16 protein-coding genes are annotated in these 18068 nt (G+C 70.5%); 8 read left to right on the top strand and 8 right to left on the bottom strand.

Features of this window, described 5'->3' with window-relative positions; translation table 11 throughout:
• Positions 1 to 61: 61 nt before the first annotated feature.
• The 3 genes from P5G59_RS08055 to P5G59_RS08045 form a co-directional block, all read right to left on the bottom strand.
• A complete protein-coding gene (locus P5G59_RS08055; protein ID WP_301217732.1) occupies positions 62 to 2155 on the bottom strand; it encodes an acyl-CoA dehydrogenase family protein in 2094 nt (697 codons plus the stop codon).
• A gap of 236 nt (positions 2156 to 2391) precedes the next feature.
• Positions 2392 to 2874: a DapH/DapD/GlmU-related protein gene (locus P5G59_RS08050; RefSeq protein ID WP_301217730.1), complete on the bottom strand. Its 483-nt coding sequence runs from the start codon at positions 2872 to 2874 to the stop codon at positions 2392 to 2394.
• A 150-nt stretch (positions 2875 to 3024) separates the two neighbouring features.
• Complete coding sequence (locus P5G59_RS08045) at positions 3025 to 4233, bottom strand: MFS transporter (protein WP_301217728.1); 1209 nt, start codon at positions 4231 to 4233, stop codon at positions 3025 to 3027.
• A gap of 113 nt (positions 4234 to 4346) precedes the next feature.
• Between P5G59_RS08045 and P5G59_RS08040 the strand changes: the two genes are divergently transcribed.
• The gene (locus tag P5G59_RS08040; protein ID WP_301217726.1) at positions 4347 to 4730 is read left to right on the top strand and encodes a hypothetical protein; all 384 of its coding nucleotides are present in this window, start codon (positions 4347 to 4349) and stop codon (positions 4728 to 4730) included.
• 68 nt (positions 4731 to 4798) lie between these two features.
• Here the strand turns inward: P5G59_RS08040 and recQ are convergent, their stop codons facing one another.
• Positions 4799 to 6808, bottom strand: coding sequence for a DNA helicase RecQ (gene recQ / locus P5G59_RS08035; RefSeq protein ID WP_301217724.1), 2010 nt, complete (start codon positions 6806 to 6808; stop codon positions 4799 to 4801).
• A gap of 99 nt (positions 6809 to 6907) precedes the next feature.
• Between recQ and P5G59_RS08030 the strand changes: the two genes are divergently transcribed.
• Genes P5G59_RS08030 through P5G59_RS08020 form a run of 3 tightly spaced genes read left to right on the top strand, consistent with a single transcriptional unit; the run spans position 6908 to position 9983 of the window.
• The gene (locus tag P5G59_RS08030) at positions 6908 to 7471 is read left to right on the top strand and encodes a dihydrofolate reductase family protein (protein ID WP_301217722.1); all 564 of its coding nucleotides are present in this window, start codon (positions 6908 to 6910) and stop codon (positions 7469 to 7471) included.
• Positions 7471 to 8379, top strand: coding sequence for an EamA family transporter (locus tag P5G59_RS08025; protein ID WP_301217720.1), 909 nt, complete (start codon positions 7471 to 7473; stop codon positions 8377 to 8379). Before P5G59_RS08030 ends, P5G59_RS08025 begins: the two co-directional genes overlap by 1 nt.
• Before the next feature lie 56 nt (positions 8380 to 8435).
• The gene (locus tag P5G59_RS08020; protein WP_301217718.1) at positions 8436 to 9983 is read left to right on the top strand and encodes an amino acid permease; all 1548 of its coding nucleotides are present in this window, start codon (positions 8436 to 8438) and stop codon (positions 9981 to 9983) included.
• A gap of 81 nt (positions 9984 to 10064) precedes the next feature.
• On the opposite strand, the gene P5G59_RS08015 is transcribed toward P5G59_RS08020, so the two are convergent.
• The 3 genes from P5G59_RS08015 to P5G59_RS08005 all read right to left on the bottom strand — a co-directional run bounded on the left by P5G59_RS08015 (position 10065) and on the right by P5G59_RS08005 (position 13139).
• A complete protein-coding gene (locus tag P5G59_RS08015; protein WP_301217716.1) occupies positions 10065 to 10544 on the bottom strand; it encodes a MarR family winged helix-turn-helix transcriptional regulator in 480 nt (159 codons plus the stop codon).
• Entirely contained in the window at positions 10528 to 12270 is a 1743-nt protein-coding gene (locus P5G59_RS08010; RefSeq protein ID WP_301217713.1) for an MFS transporter, read from the bottom strand. Before P5G59_RS08010 ends, P5G59_RS08015 begins: the two co-directional genes overlap by 17 nt.
• Positions 12271 to 12362: 92 nt before the next feature.
• A complete protein-coding gene (locus tag P5G59_RS08005) occupies positions 12363 to 13139 on the bottom strand; it encodes an alpha/beta fold hydrolase (protein WP_301217711.1) in 777 nt (258 codons plus the stop codon).
• A gap of 104 nt (positions 13140 to 13243) precedes the next feature.
• Between P5G59_RS08005 and P5G59_RS08000 the strand changes: the two genes are divergently transcribed.
• From P5G59_RS08000 to panD, 4 genes are all read left to right on the top strand, one after another.
• Positions 13244 to 14083 (top strand): AraC family transcriptional regulator, encoded by an 840-nt coding sequence (locus P5G59_RS08000; RefSeq protein ID WP_301217710.1) that lies wholly within the window; start codon positions 13244 to 13246, stop codon positions 14081 to 14083.
• Positions 14084 to 14232: 149 nt separating this feature from the next.
• Positions 14233 to 15420, top strand: a complete 1188-nt coding sequence (locus tag P5G59_RS07995) for a metallophosphoesterase family protein (protein ID WP_301217708.1) — start codon at positions 14233 to 14235, stop codon at positions 15418 to 15420.
• A gap of 103 nt (positions 15421 to 15523) precedes the next feature.
• Positions 15524 to 16435, top strand: a complete 912-nt coding sequence (locus P5G59_RS07990; RefSeq protein WP_301217706.1) for a LysM domain-containing protein — start codon at positions 15524 to 15526, stop codon at positions 16433 to 16435.
• 49 nt (positions 16436 to 16484) lie between these two features.
• Positions 16485 to 16895: an aspartate 1-decarboxylase gene (panD, locus tag P5G59_RS07985; RefSeq protein WP_301217703.1), complete on the top strand. Its 411-nt coding sequence runs from the start codon at positions 16485 to 16487 to the stop codon at positions 16893 to 16895.
• 7 nt (positions 16896 to 16902) lie between these two features.
• On the opposite strand, the gene P5G59_RS07980 is transcribed toward panD, so the two are convergent.
• Complete coding sequence (locus tag P5G59_RS07980; protein WP_301217702.1) at positions 16903 to 18009, bottom strand: phospholipase C/P1 nuclease family protein; 1107 nt, start codon at positions 18007 to 18009, stop codon at positions 16903 to 16905.
• Positions 18010 to 18068: the final 59 nt, after the last annotated feature.

The following is an 18068-nucleotide window of genomic DNA, read 5'->3' as shown; positions in this document are numbered from 1 at the left end:
TTGCCCCAAATCGTTGTTATGACGCGGCCATAACCGAGATTTGGGGCAAATCTAAGGCGGGTCAGCGGGACTTGTGCGATTTCTCGGGGGTCGGGAGCGTCCCGGCGGCGCGGCGCTCGGCGTAGTAGTCGCGCGCCTCGGCCTGGCGCTCGGCCTCCGCGCCGGACGCGATCTTCGCGCGGATGAGCTCCGGACCGTAGCCGAACGCGTCCACCAGGTCGACCGCGTGCGGGCGGATGCGCGTCAGCAACCGGTCGATGTACGCGCTCACGGCCTGCGCGCGCTGCGGCGAGAGCCGGCCGTTCATCAGGTACCAGGCCAGGTGCTTCTCGATCAGCCCGAACCCGAACAGGTCGCGCAGCCAGGTGAGCACCTGCTTGGTGCCCTCGTCCGGCGCCTGCTCCAGTGCATCCGTGAACGCCTCCCACTGCAGCAGCTCGCCGTGGGCGCGGGCCGCCTCGATCAGGTCGTTCTGCTGCGAGTTGAACAGGTCGGCCGCCGCCTTCTTGCCCAGCTTGGATGCGGGGCGCAGCCTGCCTGCGGCCGTCGCGATCATCGTCTCGACGCGGTCGGTGAGGAGCTCCCGCTGGGTCGCCGGCTCCTGCAGCCAGTTGACCGAGCGGGCGGTCGACCCGAAGTCGCGCACCGTCTGTGCCACGCTGCGGAGCCCTGTCCCGTGGTACGCCTTACCCGCCGCCTGCGTGACGACGTAGCGGGCGAGCGCGCCGGCGTCCGCCTTGGCGAACTTGCGGCTGTAGTCGGTCAGCAGGCGCTTCGCGACCAGCTGCAGCAGGACGTTGTTGTCGCCCTCGAAGGTGACCCAGATGTCCAGATCCTGGCGCAGCGACGTGATGCGGTTCTCGGTGAGGAAGCCCGCGCCGCCGCACGCCTCCCGCGCCTCCTGCAGGGTGTCGAGCGCGTGCCAGGTGCTGAGCGGCTTGAGCGCCGCAGCGATCGTCTCCAGGTCCTGGCGGTCGGCGTCGGTGTCCGCCTTGCCGCTGAACACGTCGTCGAACTTCCGCAGGAAGACCTCGTGCGCGAAGCCGGCCGCGTACGTGGTCGCGAGCCGCGGGAGCAGCCGGCGCTGGTGCCGCTGGTAGTCGAGGATGACCTCCTCGTCCGTCGGGCTCCCCGCCGTGAACTGGCGGCGCTGGTCGGCGTAGGTGATGGCGATGGCCAGGCCGATCCTGGAGGCGATGACCGCGGAGCCGTCGAGCGAGACGCGGCCCTGGACGAGCGTGCCGAGCATCGTGAAGAACCGGCGGCCGGGGCTCTCGATGGGCGAGGTGTAGGTGCCGTCCTCGGCCACATCCCCGTAGCGGTTGAGGAGGTCGGTGCGCGGCACCCGGACGCCGGTGAAGTGCAGACGGCCGTTGTCGATGCCGTTCAGGCCGCCCTTCTGACCGTCGTCCTCACCGCCGATGCCGGGGAGGAAGTCGCCGTTCGCGTCCCGGATCGGGACGTAGAAGGCGTGCACGCCGTGGTTGACGCCCTTCGTGATCAGCTGGGCGAACACGACCGCCGCCGTGGCGTCGATCGCTGCGTTGCCGAGGTAGTCCTTCCACGCGCCACGGAAGGGGGTGTCGATGACGAACTCCTGCGTCTCCGGGTCGTAGGTCGCCGTCGTGCCGACGCTCGCGACGTCCGAGCCGTGCCCCGTCTCCGTCATGGCGAAGGCGCCCGGCACCTCCAGCGACATGATCGCGGGGAGGTACTTCTTGTGGTGCTGCTCGGTGCCGAGGTGCAGCACGGCCGCACCGAAGAGACCCCACTGGACGCCGGACTTGATCTGCAGCGAGGGGTCGGCCGCGACGAGCTCCTCGAACGCCGCGATGTTGCCTCCGTTGTCCTCGCCGCCGCCGAGCGACTTCGGGAACGCCCGGTGCACCTGGCCGTGCTCGACGAGCAGCTTCAGCTGTCCGAACACGCGCTTGCGGTGGTCGGCGACCGAGAGCCCCTCCTGCTTCTGCATCTCCGGACGCGCCGACAGCTCGCGCGAGGCGAGGCGGGCCTCCGCCCATGCGCCGAGGAGCTGACGGCCGAGCGCCTCGACGTCGATGCGCGGGGACGCACCGGCGGGGCCGGGCTCAGGAACGGACGGTGCCGCGGGTGCGGCGGGGGTCGCGCTGGGGACGCGTTCGGCAGTGTCGACCATGACCTCTCCTAACGGAAATCGCGGATGCGGCAACGCTACGACGCGTCCCGCCGGGGCGAAAACCGTCGGTGCGCCGCCTACAAATCCCCCCGCCCCCGTGTCGTCCCCAACTTGTGGGAACCACACAAAAAAGCAAAACCCCCACCGTCGAGTCCGCACAGACTGCACGCGCTTTCGGCGCGTCGTGTGCAGTCTCTGCAGACTCGACGGTGGGGGTGGGTCGGGATGGGGCGCGGTCAGGCGGCGCGGCGCGGAGCGCGCGGGGTGCGCAGGTCGCGCTGCGTCGGGCGCGTGGCCCGGAGCGGCGTGGTGAGTGCGGCGCGAGCGGCGGCCGCGCCCTTCAGCTCGATCACCGTTCCGGCCGGGACGCTGGCGTCGCGCTCGATGCGCGCGCCGTTGCCGACCATCGCGTTCTCGCCGAGCTTCGCGCCGGAGCCGATCTTGACCCCGCTGCCGACGATGCAGCCGGCACCCACATGGACGTTGGCGCCCACGAACGTGCGGTCGCCCACCGTGGCGCCCTTGTCGATCCAGCTGCCCGCGCCGACGTACGCCTCCATGCCGACGCGCGCGTCGGCCTCCACGTAGGCGGTCGGCTCGATGTAGGCCGACTCGGCCACCCGCGCGGTCGGTGAGACGAGTCCTCGACCGTTCGCGTGACGCTTGTACTTGATGACGGCGCCGGTCTCGTCCTCGAGCTCCTCGATCATTCGTGCCATCTACTACTTCCTCCTTCGAGATCGCCGCAGTAATCGTTCAATGTCATAACACCGCCAGGCCGCAAGGAATTCCCTGGTCGTCCGGCGGAACGACGCACGGTATACCCGTCTCCGGGCCGCGAGAAGGGGTGGCGGAGCGCTCGGGGTCCACTAGCGGTCGATCTGAGCCTCTTCTGACGTCGCGTCCGTCCGGCCGCGCCACGCTCGGACGTGCCGGACGGCAGGGATCGCGGCAACGAGCGTGCCGATGCCCGAGACAGCCAATGCGGTAGCAGCACCGAACACAGCGACCAACGGTCCCGCAGCAGCGGTTCCGAGCATGGTGGAGCCGTTGTTCAGCGCGATGACCGCGGCGAACGCACGACCGCGTTGGTCCTCATCGACGGAGGTGACCACGATCGCCCGGATCGCGATCGACTGCAGTGCGTTCGCGAGTCCGACCACGAACAGCCCGGCGAAAGCCACCGGTGTCGCCGGCAGCAGCCCCATGACGAGCAGGGCGACTCCCATGAGAGCACTGCCCGCCGCGAGGGCCGACGGCTGCAGGCAGACCGGGATACGCGGGGCGACGACCGCTGCGCACAGAAGGCGACCGCAGGCTTGAGCGCTCACCAGCGCCCCGTAGACCACCGCAGGCGCATCGAGGATGTCGCGGGCATACTCCACCTCCGCCACGGTGATCATGCTTGTGAACACGATCGCGGCAGCCAACGCGACCACCGCCGTCGCGATCGTCGGCGATCGGCGCAGCGCTGCGGGGCCGGCTGCGACCTGGGCAAACCATGACGGGCGCTCCGCGGATCTTTCCATCGGCGAATGCCGCCGAACGCGCATGCCTACGATGACCGCCGCGAGCACCCCGAAAGTCGCTGCATCGACGAGAAGCGCACCCTGGGTTCCGATCACTCCGACCGCAAGACCCGCGATGGCCGGCCCGACGAGGGTGCCGACGCTCCGAGCAGCGTCCATGCGCGCGTACCCGACCGCAGGATTCGCGCCAGGGCGCATCGTCGCAGGCACCAGGAGCGTCATCGCGGGTGAGTCGACCGCGGAGACGACGTTACCGGCCGCGATCAGCACGAGCATCCACGGCAGATCCCCGGCATAGGCGAGCAGCACCCCGATCAGACAACGAAGCACCAGTGTGATCGCGAGGATGCGCGTCGTCTCGAATCGGTCCAGCAGCGGCGCGACAAGCGGCCCGAGCAGGACGCTCGGCAACAACCCGAGGAGTACGAGCGCCGACACGGCGAAGCTCCCACCCGGGCGGTCTTGCAGGGCGAGCATCAAAGCGACGACCGCGAGCGTGTCTCCCAGCGCTGAAACCCCGGAAGCGGCTGCAAGGGTCGTCGTCTTCATAACCCTCCAATACTGATATACGTACTAAAATCGTTGACTCCGAATGCGGACCCATCCTAGCGTGTGCGTTGCGGGAGTAGACATCCCGTTCCACAACGATGAAAGGTTCACACATGACCCAGTCCCGAACGCCGCGCCTTCACTCGATCGCTGGCGACGCGCTCAGCCGCGTCGACGGTCGGCAGGAGATCGCCCAGTCCGAGGTGACCTTCACCCTTCGGACGGATGCAGCGATCGAGAGGTGCCTGAGGGCACTCGACGCATCCGATCTTCGTCTGGCCCACGAGCCGGGCAAGTACGACTGGAAGTTCGCCTGGGTCGACCCAAACAGGGACGGCGAGGGCGGGAGGGTGCGCTTCGGCGTCGCCTGGTATGACCAGGAGTTCTTCACCGAGAAGAAGGACGTCTACCTCGACCGCCGGCACGTGCGGATGCTTGCCGGCTTCGAGGCCGATGAGGAGGCCGTCACGGTCAGGCACTACACGCTGCACCCGTGACCCATCGTCGCCTCGGGTGTCCCGTCACCCGAGGCGTCCGAGGCCTCTACCCGCAGACCCGGTCAGGATCAGCCGGCGGCGGTGGCCACGACAGAGAGGAGCGCCTCGCCGTAGGCGTCGCGCTTCTTGGCCCCGATGCCGGAGATGCCGTCGAGGTCGGCCAGGGTGGCCGGACGGGCGGAGGCGACGGCGCGCAGGGTCGCGTCGCCGAAGACGATGTAGGCGGGGACGCCCTGCTCCCGTGCCTGGCCTGCCCGCCAGGTGCGGAGGGCCTGGAAGAGCGGCTCGTCTTCGGCGGAGACGCCGGCGGGGACCGCCGAGCGGGAGGCGCGGGAGGCGCGCTCGGGCCGCTCCGGCTCACGGCGGAGGACGACGCGACGGTCACCCGAGAGCACGGCGGCGCTCTCGGGCGTGATGGTCAGGACGCCGTACTCGCCCTCCGGCTTCAGTAGCTCCTGGGCGATCAGCTGGCGGACGACGCCGCGCCATTGGCTCTCGCTGAGGTCGTCTCCGATCGACCAGGTCGCGAGCTGGTCGTGGCGGTACTGCTCGACCCGCGGGGTGCGCTTGCCGCGGACGATGTCGATCAGGTGACCCGCGCCGAAGCGCTGGTTGCGCTCGCGCTGCAGACGCACAACGGTCGACAGGAGCTTCTGGGCGGGAACCGTGCCGTCCCAGCTCTCGGGCGGGGTGAGGCAGGTGTCGCAGTTGCCGCACGGGCCGGACTGCTGGCCGAAGTAGCCGAGCAGGTTGATGCGGCGGCACTGCACCGTCTCGCACAGGGCGAGCATCGCATCCAGGTGCTGCGTCATCCGTCGCCGGTGCGCGAGGTCGCCGGGCGAGTCGTCGATCATGCGGCGCTGCTGTACGACGTCTTGCAGGCCGTAGGCGAGCCACGCGGTGGACGGCAGACCGTCGCGGCCGGCGCGGCCTGTCTCCTGGTAGTACCCCTCGACCGACTTGGGGAGGTCGATGTGGGCGACGAAGCGCACGTCGGGCTTGTCGATGCCCATGCCGAAGGCGATGGTCGCGACGACGATCACTCCCTCTTCGCGGAGGAAGCGGGACTGGGTGGCCGCGCGCTGCGACGCCTCGAGACCCGCGTGGTACGGCAGCGCCGTGAGGCCACGCGCGGAGAGGTACTCGGCCGTCTTCTCCACCGAGTTGCGCGACAGCGCGTAGACGATGCCCGCGTCGCCGGGGTGCTCGGTCGTGATGAAGTCGAGCAGCTGCTTGCGCGGCTCGACCTTCGGCACGATGCGGTACTGGATGTTGGGGCGGTCGAAGTCGGAGACGAAGTGCTCCGCCTGCTCCAGCCGCAGGCGGCTGGTCAGCTCGCGGTGCGTCGCTTCGGTGGCCGTGGCGGTCAGCGCGATGCGCGGGACGTCGGGCCAGCGGTCGGCGAGCTCGGACAGCGTGAGGTAGTCGGGACGGAAGTCGTGGCCCCACTGCGAGACGCAGTGCGCCTCGTCGATCGCGAACAGGGCGACCCGGCCGCGCTCGAGGAATCGCTTGGTCGCCTCCGACGACAGGCGCTCCGGCGCGACGTAGAGAACGTCGAGCTCGCCCGACAGGTACGCCCGCTCGACCGCGGCGCGCGCCGCCCCGTCTTGCGTCGAGTTGAGGAACGCCGCCCGGACGCCGACTGCGGTGAGCGCGTCGACCTGATCTTGCATGAGGGCGATCAGGGGCGAGACGACGACGCCCGTGCCCTCCCGCAGCAGCGACGGGATCTGGTAGCAGAGGCTCTTGCCGCCGCCGGTCGGCATCAGGACGACCGCGTCGCCGCCGCCGGCCACCCGCTCGATGATGGCCTGCTGCTGCCCGCGGAACGCGTCGTACCCGAACACCGTGCGCAGCGCCTCGGCCGCCGAGGCGAACCGCGGCGGCGTCGCCCGCACCACAGGCGGGCCCGACGGAACCGCACGCACACCGGCCGCAGCGCCGGCCCCCGACGCACTCGCGCCGCCCCAGGGCTCACCGGCGTACGGGTCGTCGAACTCGGGAAGCGGCGGCTCCTCGTCGAGAGGAGGCGCGTCCCTGTCGTCGGGCACCCAGCCGTCGGTGTTCCAGCTCATCCCTCGATCGTAACGGCGGCCTCCGACCGTCACCCGGGAGCGGCCGGATCTGTGGAGAACCCGTTCGTCCACAGGCGGCCGTCGGGTAGCATCGCGGACATGCGCCGGCTCATCGTGACCGAGTTCATGTCCCTCGACGGGGTCGTCGAGGCGCCCGGCGGCGAGCCCACCCACCCGCACTCGGGCTGGACCATCCCGTTCAGCTCGGAGGACCTTCGGGAGTTCAAGCTCCGTGAGGTGCAGGAGGCCGGCTCCCTGCTGCTCGGACGGCGTACCTACGAGCAGTTCGCGGCCGCCTGGCCGCCGCGCGAGGGCGTCTTCGCCGACATCATGAACGGCCTGCCGAAGACCATCGTCACCTCGCGCCCCGGCGAACTGACCTGGAACTCGACGGCGCTGGAGCAGCCCGTCCGCGACGGGCTCGCTCGGCTCAAGGAGGGCGACGGCGACCCGATCCTGGTCGCCGGGAGCGCCTCCCTCGTCCGCTCGCTGCTGGTCTGGGGACTGGTCGACGAGCTGCGCTTGCTGGTCTTCCCGGTGATGATCGGCGGCGGCCTGCGCATCTTCCCGGACGACCGGGAGAAGTGGGTGTTCGAGCTCGCCGACCTCCACCGCTTCGCGTCGGGCGCCGTGCTGCACACGTACCGTCTGGCCGTCGGCTGATGCCGGCCGCGGCCCTCGGGCTGCTCGGCGCCTTCGTCTACGGTTCGGCCGACTTCCTCGGCGGGGTCGCGGCGCGGCGCATCGGCCCGCTGCGCACGACCGCCGTCGGGGCGGTCGCGGGTCTCGTCCTGCTGCTACTCGCCCTTCCCGTGGTCGGCGGCGCGTGGTCGGCCGCCGCCCTCGGCTGGGGAGCGCTGTCCGGCCTGGTCGGAACCGTCGCCGTCGCACTGCTGTACGCCTGCCTGGCGATCGGGCCCATGAGCATCCTGTCGCCACTGACCGCACTGGTGTCGGCGCTCGTGCCGCTGACGTGGGGGCTGCTCGGCGGCGACCGCTTCGAGCCGGTGGGATACGTCGCCATCGGCCTCGCGCTGGTCGCGGTGGTGCTGGTCGGCTTCGTGCCGGAGAAGGGCGCCGTGCGTCCACGGCCTCGCGCGCTCGGGATGGCCGTGGCCGCCGGCGCCATGATCGGCGTCTTCCTCATCCTGATCGACCAGACCCCGGACGACTCGGGCGTCGTCCCCCTGATCGCGAACCGCGTGGCGAACGCGGCGGTGATGTGGACCGTCGTCGGCGTCGTGGTCGCCCGCGCACGCCGTTCGGTGCCGGTGGCCGTGGGCGATCTCCCGCCCGTGGGCCTGCCGGAGCAGCTGCGCGGCGGGATGCGGCTGGAGCCGCGCGGCGCGGGCATCGCGGCGGGCGGCGGCGCCCTCGACGCGACAGCCAACCTGCTCATCCTGATCGCGCTGCGGCTCGGCGACCTCGCCACGGTGTCCGTGCTGACCGCGCTCTACCCGGCCGGCACCATCCTGCTCGCCGCGATCGTGCTGCGTGAGCGGGTGGCGCCGGTGCAGTGGGTCGGGCTCGTGCTGGCGATCGTGGCCGCCGCGCTGCTCGCGCTGAGCTGACGGGCGGCGTCGGCCGTCCGGGTACTGTGGATCGCTGGACCAGAGGGAGGCGATCCATGACCACACCGCACGACCCGGCTGAGGACCTCGAGAACCGGCGCGAGCACCTCGGCGACGTCAGCCAGGCGGTGCAGGACTTCGCGAGCGAGCAGGAGGGCTACCACAAGTCGCTCTCATCGCGGCAGCTGCAGATGATCGCCATCGGCGGCGCCATCGGCACCGGCCTCTTCCTCGGCGCGGGCGGCCGCCTGCACGACGGCGGACCGCTGCTCGTGCTCGTCTACGCGGTGTGCGGGTTCTTCGCGTTCCTGGTGCTGCGGGCGCTCGGCGAGCTCGTGCTGCACCGGCCGTCCTCCGGCTCGTTCGTGTCGTACGCGCGCGAGTTCTACGGCGAGAAGATGGCGTACGTCGCCGGGTGGATGTACTTCCTCAACTGGGCCATGACCGCCATCGTCGACTCCACCGCCGTCGCCCTCTACGTGAAGTACTGGAGCCTGTTCTCCGCGGTCCCGCAGTGGCTGCTCGCGCTCATCGCCCTGGTCGTGGTGGTCAGCCTGAACCTCATCTCGGTGAAGGTGTTCGGCGAGATGGAGTTCTGGTTCGCCCTGATCAAGGTCGGCGCGCTCGTGGCGTTCCTCGTGGTCGGGATCGTCGTCCTCTCCGCGGGCTGGCCGACCGACCTCGGCCCGACCGGATTCGCGATGCTCGCGCAGAACGGCGGCCTGCTGCCCAACGGCGTCGCGACCATCGCCATGGCGATCGTGCTGGTGCAGGGCGTCGTCTTCGCCTACGCCGGGATCGAGCTGGTCGGCATCGCCGCGGGCGAGACCGCGAACCCGGAGAAGATCATGCCGCGCGCGATCAACAGCGTCGTGTTCCGCATCGCGGTCTTCTACTGCGGCTCGGTCCTGCTGCTCGCGCTGCTGCTCCCGGCGAGCGCCTACAGCGGGAGCGAGAGCCCGTTCGTCACCTTCTTCAGCCACCTCGGCGGTCCGCAGCTGAGCGCCGTCGTCGGGTCGATCATGAACTTCGTCGTGCTGACCGCCGCCCTGTCGAGCCTGAACGCCGGGATGTACTCGACCGGGCGCATCCTGCACTCGATGGCCCAGACCGGCGCGAGCCCCCGGTTCACCGCCCGGATGAACGCGCGCGGAGTGCCGTACGGCGGCATCCTGCTGACCGCGGCGATCGGCGTACTCGGCGTGTTCCTCAATCTGGTGGTGCCGGAGGAGGCGTTCAACATCGTGCTGAACGTCGCGTCGCTGGGCATCGTCACCAGCTGGGCGATGATCGTGCTGTGCCAGATGCAGCTGCGGCGCTGGGCGCTGCAGGGCAAGCTGGAGCGACCGTCCTTCCGCCTGTTCGGCGCACCGTTCACGGCCTGGCTGACGCTGGCGTTCCTGGCGGGCGTCGTCGTGCTGATGGCGTTCGACTACCCGACCGGGACCTGGACGGTCGCCTCGCTGGTCGTCATCATCCCGCTGCTCGTCGTCGGCTGGTACGCGCAGCGGGGCCGCATCCTCGCGATCGCTGCCGAGCGCCAGGGCTACACCGGCGCCCACCCTGTGATCCCCGCGCGCCCGCCGCGGCGCCCTCGCCCCTGACGCTTCTCCACCCCTCCGACGAGTTGCACGTCGTGGCGGCTATTCCGGCCGGATTTCCGCCACGACGTGCAACTCGCCGGGTCAGGAGGTGGGGGCCGGAGGGGGTGGGGTGACCTGGGCGGCCTGCTCCAGAGCGGGTAGGGCCCGGCGGACGGCGTCCAGCTGCTCGGGGGTGAGGTCGGCGAGGATGCCGGCGGCGGCGCGTGCCCTGTCGGAGCGGGCCTCGAGCAGCAGCTCGGTGCCCGCGTCGGTGCCGGAGACGAACAGGGAGCGGCGGTCCTCGGGATCGGGCGTGCGCTCGACGAGGCCGCGCGCCTCCAGCTCGGCGACGACCCGCGTGATCGTGGGCGCCGCGGCCACCTCGATCGCGGCGAGCTCGCTCGGCCGCAGCGGCCCGCGCCGGACGATCGTCGACAGGGCGGACAGCTGACCGTGGCTCAGCCCGCCCGTAGAGGAGCGGATGCGACGGTTCAGCCGCCCGACGGCCAGGGCCAGACGGCCGGGGACATCGTCGTCCTGGCCGGCCGTCGGCCGCTCGTCAGCTTCATGCGCGGTGGGCACCGACTTCCTCGCCTTCCTCGGTGACCGCTCGCTCTGGTACGGCGGTCTCCCCATGAACATACTTCGCTCCGCCGAGGAAGGAGGCTACGGCTCCGATGACGCTCATGACGGCGGCGGCGATGAAGACGACCACCAGTCCGTCGTGGAAGGGGTTCGAGATCAGCTGCGGGAAGAACTCCTTGCCGGTCAGGGTGGCCCCGTCGACGTGCGGCGAGGACAGGATCCCGGTCGGGCCGAGCAGGCTCTGGATGGGGTTGTAGCCGAGGAACGCCGCGAACAGCGACCCGACCGGCGGGGTGTTCCCCACCTGTGCGGCCACATTCGCCGGGACGCCGTGCGAGGTCAGCCCGTTGGTGAGCGCCGACGGCAGAGCCACGGACAGGCCCGCGATCATCAGCGAGAAGAAGATGCCGATCGACAGCGAGCTTCCGGCGTTGAGGGCGACGCCGGCCATCCCCGAGGCGGCCCCGCGTTCGTTCGCCGGGACGCTGTTCATGATCGCCGTGCGGTTGGGCGAGGAGAACAGTCCGGACCCGATGCCGTTGAGGCCCGTGAGCAGCGCGAACTGCCAGTACTCGAAGTTGACCGGGATGAGCAGCAGGCCGACGAAGGTGGCCGCCACCAGGAGCAGACCGACCGTCGCGAACGCGCGAGAGCCGAACCGGTCGGAGAGCGCGCCGGAGATCGGCCCGGCGACCAAGAAGCCGATCGTGATCGGGAGCATGTAGATGCCCGCCCAGAGCGGCGTCGACTCGTAGCTGTAGCCGTGCAGCGGCAGCCAGATGCCCTGCAGCCAGATGATGAGCATGAACTGCAGGCCGCCGCGGCCGATCGCCGCGAGGAACCCCGCGAAGATCCCGGAGGAGAAGGCCCGGATGCGGAACAGCCGCATGTCGAACATGGGCGACGGCACCTTCAGCTCGACGAAGACGAACGCGACGAGCAGCAGGATGCCGCCGATGATCGCACCGAGGACCCACGGGTTGCCCCAGCCCTGGGTGGAGTCGCCGTAGGGCTGGATGCCGTAGGTGATGCCGGTCAGCAGCGCGATCAGGCCGATGCCGAAGGTGGCGTTGCCGAGCCAGTCGATGCGGCCGGGGTTCTTCTGGCCGACCTCGTGCAGCGACTTGATCGACCAGATGGTGCCGATCACGCCGAACGGGACGGACACGAAGAACACCGCGCGCCAGTCCACCTCGGCGAGCACGCCGCCGAGGATGAGGCCGATGAAGCTTCCGGCGATCGCGGCGACCTGGTTGAGGCCGAGCGCGAACCCGCGCTTGTTCGCCGGGAACGCGTCGGTGAGGATCGCGGTCGAGTTGGCGAACAGCATGGCGCCGCCGACACCCTGGACGAACCGCCAGACGATCAGCCACATCGCGCCGGGGCCGCCGGTGAACGGGTCGAGGCACAGCGCGATGGCGGCCAGCGTGAAGATCACGAACCCGAGGTTGTAGATGCGGACGCGTCCGAACTGGTCCCCCATGCGCCCGAACATGACGACGAGCACGGCGGTGACGAGCATGTAGCCCATCAGCATCCAGAGCAGGTAGGACACGTTGCCCGGCTCGAGCGGGTTGAGCTTCACCCCGGTGAAGATGGCGGGCAGCGAGATGATGACGATCGACGAGTTGATCGTCGCCATGAGCATGCCGAGGGTGGTGTTGGAGAGCGCCACCCAGCGGTAGTGCGGGTGATCCTTGGTGAAGATGCCGGTGCGGGCCAAACGGGTTCCTTGTCAGAGTGCGCGGGTACGTGACGGATATCGGTTGTTTATATGCGTCAACTATATAACCCGGCGCGCCCGCGCGGTCCCGGTCAGGGGAGATCCGCGACGAACGCCGCGATGGCGGCGGCGAGAGCCTCCGGCGCCTCCAACGGCATCAGGTGACCGGTCCTGGGAAGGACGACGAAGTCGGCATCAGCGAGATACGGCACCAGATTTCGCTCGAGGACGACCACCGGCTCGACCCGGTCACGCTCCCCCGCGACGACCAACGAAGGTACGTCGATCAGGAGAGTGCGGTCGGAGACATCCTCGGCGATACCGCGCAAGGGCCACTCGGTGCGGGCATCGTCGACGCTCGCGCGCGAATCCTCCAGGACCTGGGCCGCCAGCGTCGCGGAGAGTGGGGTGGAGGTCAGCACATGGTCGCGCGCCCCGGCCGCGGACTCCTCAGTGTCGTAGGCGTGCGAGAGCTGCTCCTGGTACTCCGGAGTTATCTCGGCTGCCGGGACGGCCGGCCCGGAACCGACGAGAACGGCCCCGCGAAGCCCCGCCGGCCTGGTCGCGGCGATCAGTTGGGCGACTTTCCCGCCCATCGAGTGCCCGACGAGCACGTAGTCGTCGATGCCGGCCTCGTCGATGACGGCGAGGGTGTCCTCGGCGAGCTGCTCCAGGCCGAAGGGTCCGGGCAGGCCGCGAGACCGGCCCCACCCGCGGAAGTCGATGCTGACGGCCTCCTGTCGGGGAAGCAGGTCGAGGACGACGTCCCAGGTGCGTGCGGAGCCGCCCCAATAGTGGAGAAAGACCAGGGCCGGTCCCGCCCCGGCCCGATGGTTGTAGCTGGGCAGAGCACTCTGCGTGGTCGACATCCAATTCTCCTTCGTGTTTTCGCTTGTCTCTGTTTCCTATTCAAGGTCGAGGGCCGCCGCAGGTCATCGCCAGGATCGGTCGGTAGATGGTCAAAAATGGACATATGCCCGAGATCGCGCAGATGACCTACCAGCCTCCGGGCCGCCGTCAGTCGTCGGTCGAAACCATGACGTTCGAGAGACTCCGCGCCGTGAACACCGGCGGCACACAGCGAGCCGACTTCCACGTCGTCGCACTCGTCGACTCCGGGCGGGGGTCGCTCACCGTGGACTTCCAGCGCCATCGGCTCGAAGCCGGGCACGCGGCCTGGATCGCGCCCGGTTCGGTGCACCGCTGGGACGACGTCTCGGAGCTCACCGGTCACCTCGTCGTCTTCGTCCCGACAGCCCCGGTCACACCCGGGACGCGCGAGCTCGTCGCGTCGCCCGACGTGCGGCCGACCTGGAGGCTGCCGGAGGAGGACCGCCCCTACATCGACGCGGCCTGCCGGCACCTCGTGCTGGAGACCGTCGACGGTGCCGCCGGCGGTTCGCCGGAGATTCCCGCGATCCTGCTCTCTGCGCTCATCGCCCGGCTGCGGCCCCCTCACAGCGACACGGAGCTGCTGGACCCGCTGTTCGCGCTCTTCCGGTCCCGAGTCGAAGCCCACTTCCGGGAGCGACACGACGCAGCCTTCTATGCGAACGATCTCGGCTACTCGCCGCGCACCCTGGCGCGTGCCGTCCGGCGCGCCACCGGTCGCTCCGCCAAGGCCTACATCGTGGACAGGCTGGTGCTGGAGGCGAAGCGCTTGCTCGTCCACGACCGGTCGAGCGCCACAGGCTGTGCGGCGGCATTGGGCTTCCTCGACGCGTCGAGCTTCTCGGTCTTCTTCCGGCACGCGACGGGACTGCGACCCGGCGCCTGGCGGAACGAGTACGACCGTTCCGGCGATTCCCGCTGAGCGACCGCCGTCGACGCGTACGAACCCACCTTCGAGAACCCGCAGACCCGGTTCACTCGCCGGTCGCTCAGCGTTCATCGGGATGTGACCGACCGCTCCGATGCTGCCTCTGAACACCGCCCGTTCCGGCCGCACTCAGGAGGTTCCCCATGCGCTCGCGCACCCGCACACTCAGCCTGATCGGCGCCGTCGCCGTGGTGGCGACCGTCCTCGGGGCCGGGGCGGCCATCGCCGCGCCCGCCATCGGCAACGGCTGGCCGTACGCGTCGACCACGCGAGGCGACGACGGCAGGACGTACACACTCGCCGCGGTCGGCGACATCGCGTGCGAGCCGGATGACGATGACAACGCGGCCAACCCGTCCTCCCTCAAGTGCGGCAGCCCCAGCCTCGGCGGCTACGACGCCGAGTTCGCGACGGCGAAGCAGGCCACCGCGATGAAGCCGGATGCGGTCGCGCTCCTCGGCGACGAGCAGTACCAGGTGGGCAAGCTGAGCGACTTCGAGCAGTCGTTCGAGCAGGCCTGGGGTGGACTGAAGTTTTTGGAGCGACCGGCCCCCGGCAACCACGAGTACTACCCGTACACGAAGAAGGGCGACAACGAGGCCGGCCAGAACGGCAGCGGCTACTTCGCCTACTTCAACGGCCACGACAAGAGCGGCACCCCCAACTCCGCCGGCCAGGCGGGCGACGACACCGACGCGAACCAGGGCTGGTACTCCTACGACCTCGGCCGCTGGCACATCGTCTCTCTGAACGTGGAGTGCAACTCGCCCGCGTTCCACAACGACTGCTCGACCACCGACGGCGGCCTGCTCGCGCAGGAGACCCGCTGGCTCGCGAAGGACCTGCAGCAGAACCAGCAGCAGTGCACCATCGCCTACTGGCACCAGCCGACCTTCAGCGCGACCACCGCATCCACAGCCACGGTCCCGGCCTCCGCGGCCGGCGCCGGCGGCCAGGAGGGACAGGTCGCGGACGCCTGGTGGAAGCTGCTCTACGCCGACCACGCCACCCTCGTCCTCAACGGGCACGAGCACGCATACGCCCGGATGAAGCCGATGGACCCGACCGGCGCCTCCGACCCGAAGCACGGCATCCCGGAGTTCATCGTCGGCACCGGCGGCGAGGCCCTCGACTCGCTCGCGAAGAACAGCGACGGCAGCTACGCCAACCCGAACGTCGTGACGGGCTACGACCAGGGCTTCGGCACGCTGAAGCTGACCCTCGGTCAGCACGGCTACACGTACTCGTACACGCCGGCACTGCAGGGACCGGGGCTCGGGGCGTCGGCGCTGGACTACTCCGACTCGGGCTCGGGAGACTGCAAGCACTGAGGCGCACCCGGCGCGGGAATCGTGTCAGAAGTCACAGAGGATACCTCTTGGTCTTCTTCGCTCCGCGACCGCATGATTGACCCGTGTCAACGAAAGTGAGCCCGTGAGGGCCGGGGGGCGTTCGACGGTGATCGTGGCGGCGGCGGCCGTCGCCCTCGTCGCCCTCTCGGGGTGCGCGCCGACGGCCGCGAAGGCGCTGGGCCACACCCGCCCGCATACGCCCGCAACGCAGACCGCCCGGGCGACGCCGACCGCGCCCGCCTCCTCTCCCCCGCCGAGCCCGGCGCAGCCCCTCCCGTCGTCGGGGTCGCCGGCGCCCGCCGCGCCGAGCGCACCACCGGCCCCCGCGCCGTTCATCACCCCGGTTCCCGCCGGGACCGTCGTCGCGCAGGGCGACGTCGCCTCCCCGAAGGGCAGCATCCACTTCCACTACCGGATGGTGTCCGACGGCGACGACACCTACTCCGCCCAGTACTCGAACTTCACCGACACCGCGCCCATCCCGATCTCGGTGACCCTGCTCGACACCCCGCCGCGGGTCGGCGACGGAGTCACCTACCACGGGGTGGGCGACCACGTGCTCGGCGGCCCCACCTCGACCGTGGCTGCGCCGTCGTCCGCGAACATCGGGACGGCGCCCTCCTCCCTGGTGGCCCTCGTCACGTACTCGTCCGTCGCTGCGGCCGACGCCGACAGCGTGCCGGTCGAGCTCGGGCCTGACAAGGTGCTGGCCGTCACCACCGTCCACTGGTCCGTGCCCGCCCGGCAGACGAACGTGCACCCCGTCGACGGCGGAGCCCGGCCCCTCGCCGGCGGCGACATCACCGCGACCACCGCCTCCGGAGCCCCGAAGAGCTACCGGGTGGGTCACGGCGACCTCCCGGCAGAGGTCGCGGACCGGTTCGGGATCACGCTCCAGGACCTGAAGTGGCTGAACCCCGGCAGCGGCGCGTTCGACGCCGACGGCAACCTGTACGAGGACGCCGTCCTCAACCTCGACCCGGAGGCCCTCTGAGCCGAGGCGGCTTCCGCTACGACGGGCCGGGAGTGGTTGGATAGAGCACGTGCTCCGCACCATGTTCTCCGCGAAGATCCACCGCGCCACCGTCACCCACGCCGACCTGCACTACGTCGGCTCCCTCACCGTCGACGAGGAGCTGATGGAGGCCGCCGACCTGCTCCCCGGCGAGCAGGTGTCCGTCGTGGACGTCAGCAACGGCTCGCGCCTCGAGACCTATCTGATCCCCGGCGAGCGCGGCAGCGGCGTCATCGGCGTGAACGGCGCGGCGGCCCACCTGGTGGAGGTCGGCGACACCGTCATCGTGATCGCCTACGCCCAGCTCGAGGACGCAGAGGCGCGCACCTTCGTCCCGCGGGTCGTGCACGTGGATGCTGCGAACCGCATCGTCGCAATCGGAGCCGATCCGGCCGAGGCGGTCGCCCCGGGAGTTCAGCGGCCACCGCTCGCGCGCTGACCGGCCGTCACGCCGTCAGCACGGGCGCGATCTCGTCGAGCACCAGCGACGGCACGAACGCCGGGTCCTCGTACAGGCGCTGAAGGGCGGCGGGTTCGACCGCCGACAGTGCGTCCGCGGGGAAGGCGGTCTCGCCGCCGGCGAGCTCCCAGGCGCTCCCCCAGAGCCCGGCCAGCGTCACCGCGCCGTCGGCGAAGAGGCCGATGGTGGCCGTGCCGAATCGGTCCCACAGCGCGTCGGTCACGGCCACCGTCGCGTCGCCGGGCTTGGCCGCGACCGCGGCGTACGCCTGCACCAGGGCGAGCGGGGCGACCGAGCGCGCTGAGCGGTCCATCAGCTGCACGACGGCGACCGCGGCTCCGTGGGCCGAGGTCACCGGCGAGGGCGACGGGGCCGCCTTCACCGCCTGCTCCGCCCCGGAGGCGAGCTGGGTCACGTGCCGGTCCACCATGGTCGTCTCGTAGGCGGAGTGGACGCCCGCGCCCGTCCGATCCGGCATCCCGTCGGAGAGGTACGAGCCGTGGAGGGGCTGGCACGCGTCCCCCACGTAGTGCGCCACGAGCCCGGCGGCCGCCACGAAGCGGGCGATGTCGTGGGCGCGGACTGCATCCACGAGCTCGGAGAAGAACTGCTGCACGCGGAACGGCAGCAGCCCGCGCTCGTCCGGCCGGCTGTGCCCGAGCCGCGTGTAGTAGTCCTGCCAGACGGGCACCGCGACGTTCGTCGCATCCTGGATGCAACGCTCGCGCAGGGTGACGCCGTCGAGCGGCTCGTCGATGTCGGCGTAGTGGTTGGGGTGCTCGGGCCCGCTCCGGAACGCGGTGTCGCGGCCGCCCTTCACGGCGCTGGGGAGGTTCTTCCAGACCAGGTCGGGCACGTCGGCGAGCGGGACGAACCCCAGGTCGCGGTTCGCCTCGAGCACGTTCGGCGCGGCCGTCGCCTCGGCGCCGTCCAATCGCAGGCTGATCCGGTCCGCGTTGGCCGCTAGGAGCCGGGCGAGCCCGGGCGGTGCGACGTGGGCGCAGGCGAGGGAGGCGATCGTGTAGTGCCCGGCCTTCCCCCACAGCGGCTGGACCCCGGCCGAGCCCTGGACGACGAGCGGCGTTCGCACCATGCCGGAATGGTAGCGGCCCGGCGCGACACGGACGAGGGCTCGACCGCGAACAGTGTTCC

It is taken from the genome of Leifsonia virtsii (assembly GCF_030433675.1).
In the GTDB taxonomy this organism is placed as follows: Bacteria; Actinomycetota; Actinomycetes; order Actinomycetales; family Microbacteriaceae; genus Leifsonia; species Leifsonia virtsii.
This window is presented reverse-complemented; position numbering and strand designations above follow the sequence as displayed.

Bases quoted from the DNA above. Each gene is read 5' to 3' on its own strand.
- P5G59_RS08055 (WP_301217732.1), bottom strand. From the start codon at position 2,155: ATGGTCGACACTGCCGAACGCGTCCCCAGCGCGACCCCCGCCGCACCC.
- P5G59_RS08050 (WP_301217730.1), bottom strand. From the start codon at position 2,874: ATGGCACGAATGATCGAGGAGCTCGAGGACGAGACCGGCGCCGTCATC.
- P5G59_RS08045 (WP_301217728.1), bottom strand. From the start codon at position 4,233: ATGAAGACGACGACCCTTGCAGCCGCTTCCGGGGTTTCAGCGCTGGGA.
- P5G59_RS08040 (WP_301217726.1), top strand. From the start codon at position 4,347: ATGACCCAGTCCCGAACGCCGCGCCTTCACTCGATCGCTGGCGACGCG.
- recQ (WP_301217724.1), bottom strand. From the start codon at position 6,808: ATGAGCTGGAACACCGACGGCTGGGTGCCCGACGACAGGGACGCGCCT.
- P5G59_RS08030 (WP_301217722.1), top strand. From the start codon at position 6,908: ATGCGCCGGCTCATCGTGACCGAGTTCATGTCCCTCGACGGGGTCGTC.
- P5G59_RS08025 (WP_301217720.1), top strand. From the start codon at position 7,471: ATGCCGGCCGCGGCCCTCGGGCTGCTCGGCGCCTTCGTCTACGGTTCG.
- P5G59_RS08020 (WP_301217718.1), top strand. From the start codon at position 8,436: ATGACCACACCGCACGACCCGGCTGAGGACCTCGAGAACCGGCGCGAG.
- P5G59_RS08005 (WP_301217711.1), bottom strand. From the start codon at position 13,139: ATGTCGACCACGCAGAGTGCTCTGCCCAGCTACAACCATCGGGCCGGG.
- P5G59_RS08000 (WP_301217710.1), top strand. From the start codon at position 13,244: ATGCCCGAGATCGCGCAGATGACCTACCAGCCTCCGGGCCGCCGTCAG.
- P5G59_RS07995 (WP_301217708.1), top strand. From the start codon at position 14,233: ATGCGCTCGCGCACCCGCACACTCAGCCTGATCGGCGCCGTCGCCGTG.
- P5G59_RS07980 (WP_301217702.1), bottom strand. From the start codon at position 18,009: ATGGTGCGAACGCCGCTCGTCGTCCAGGGCTCGGCCGGGGTCCAGCCG.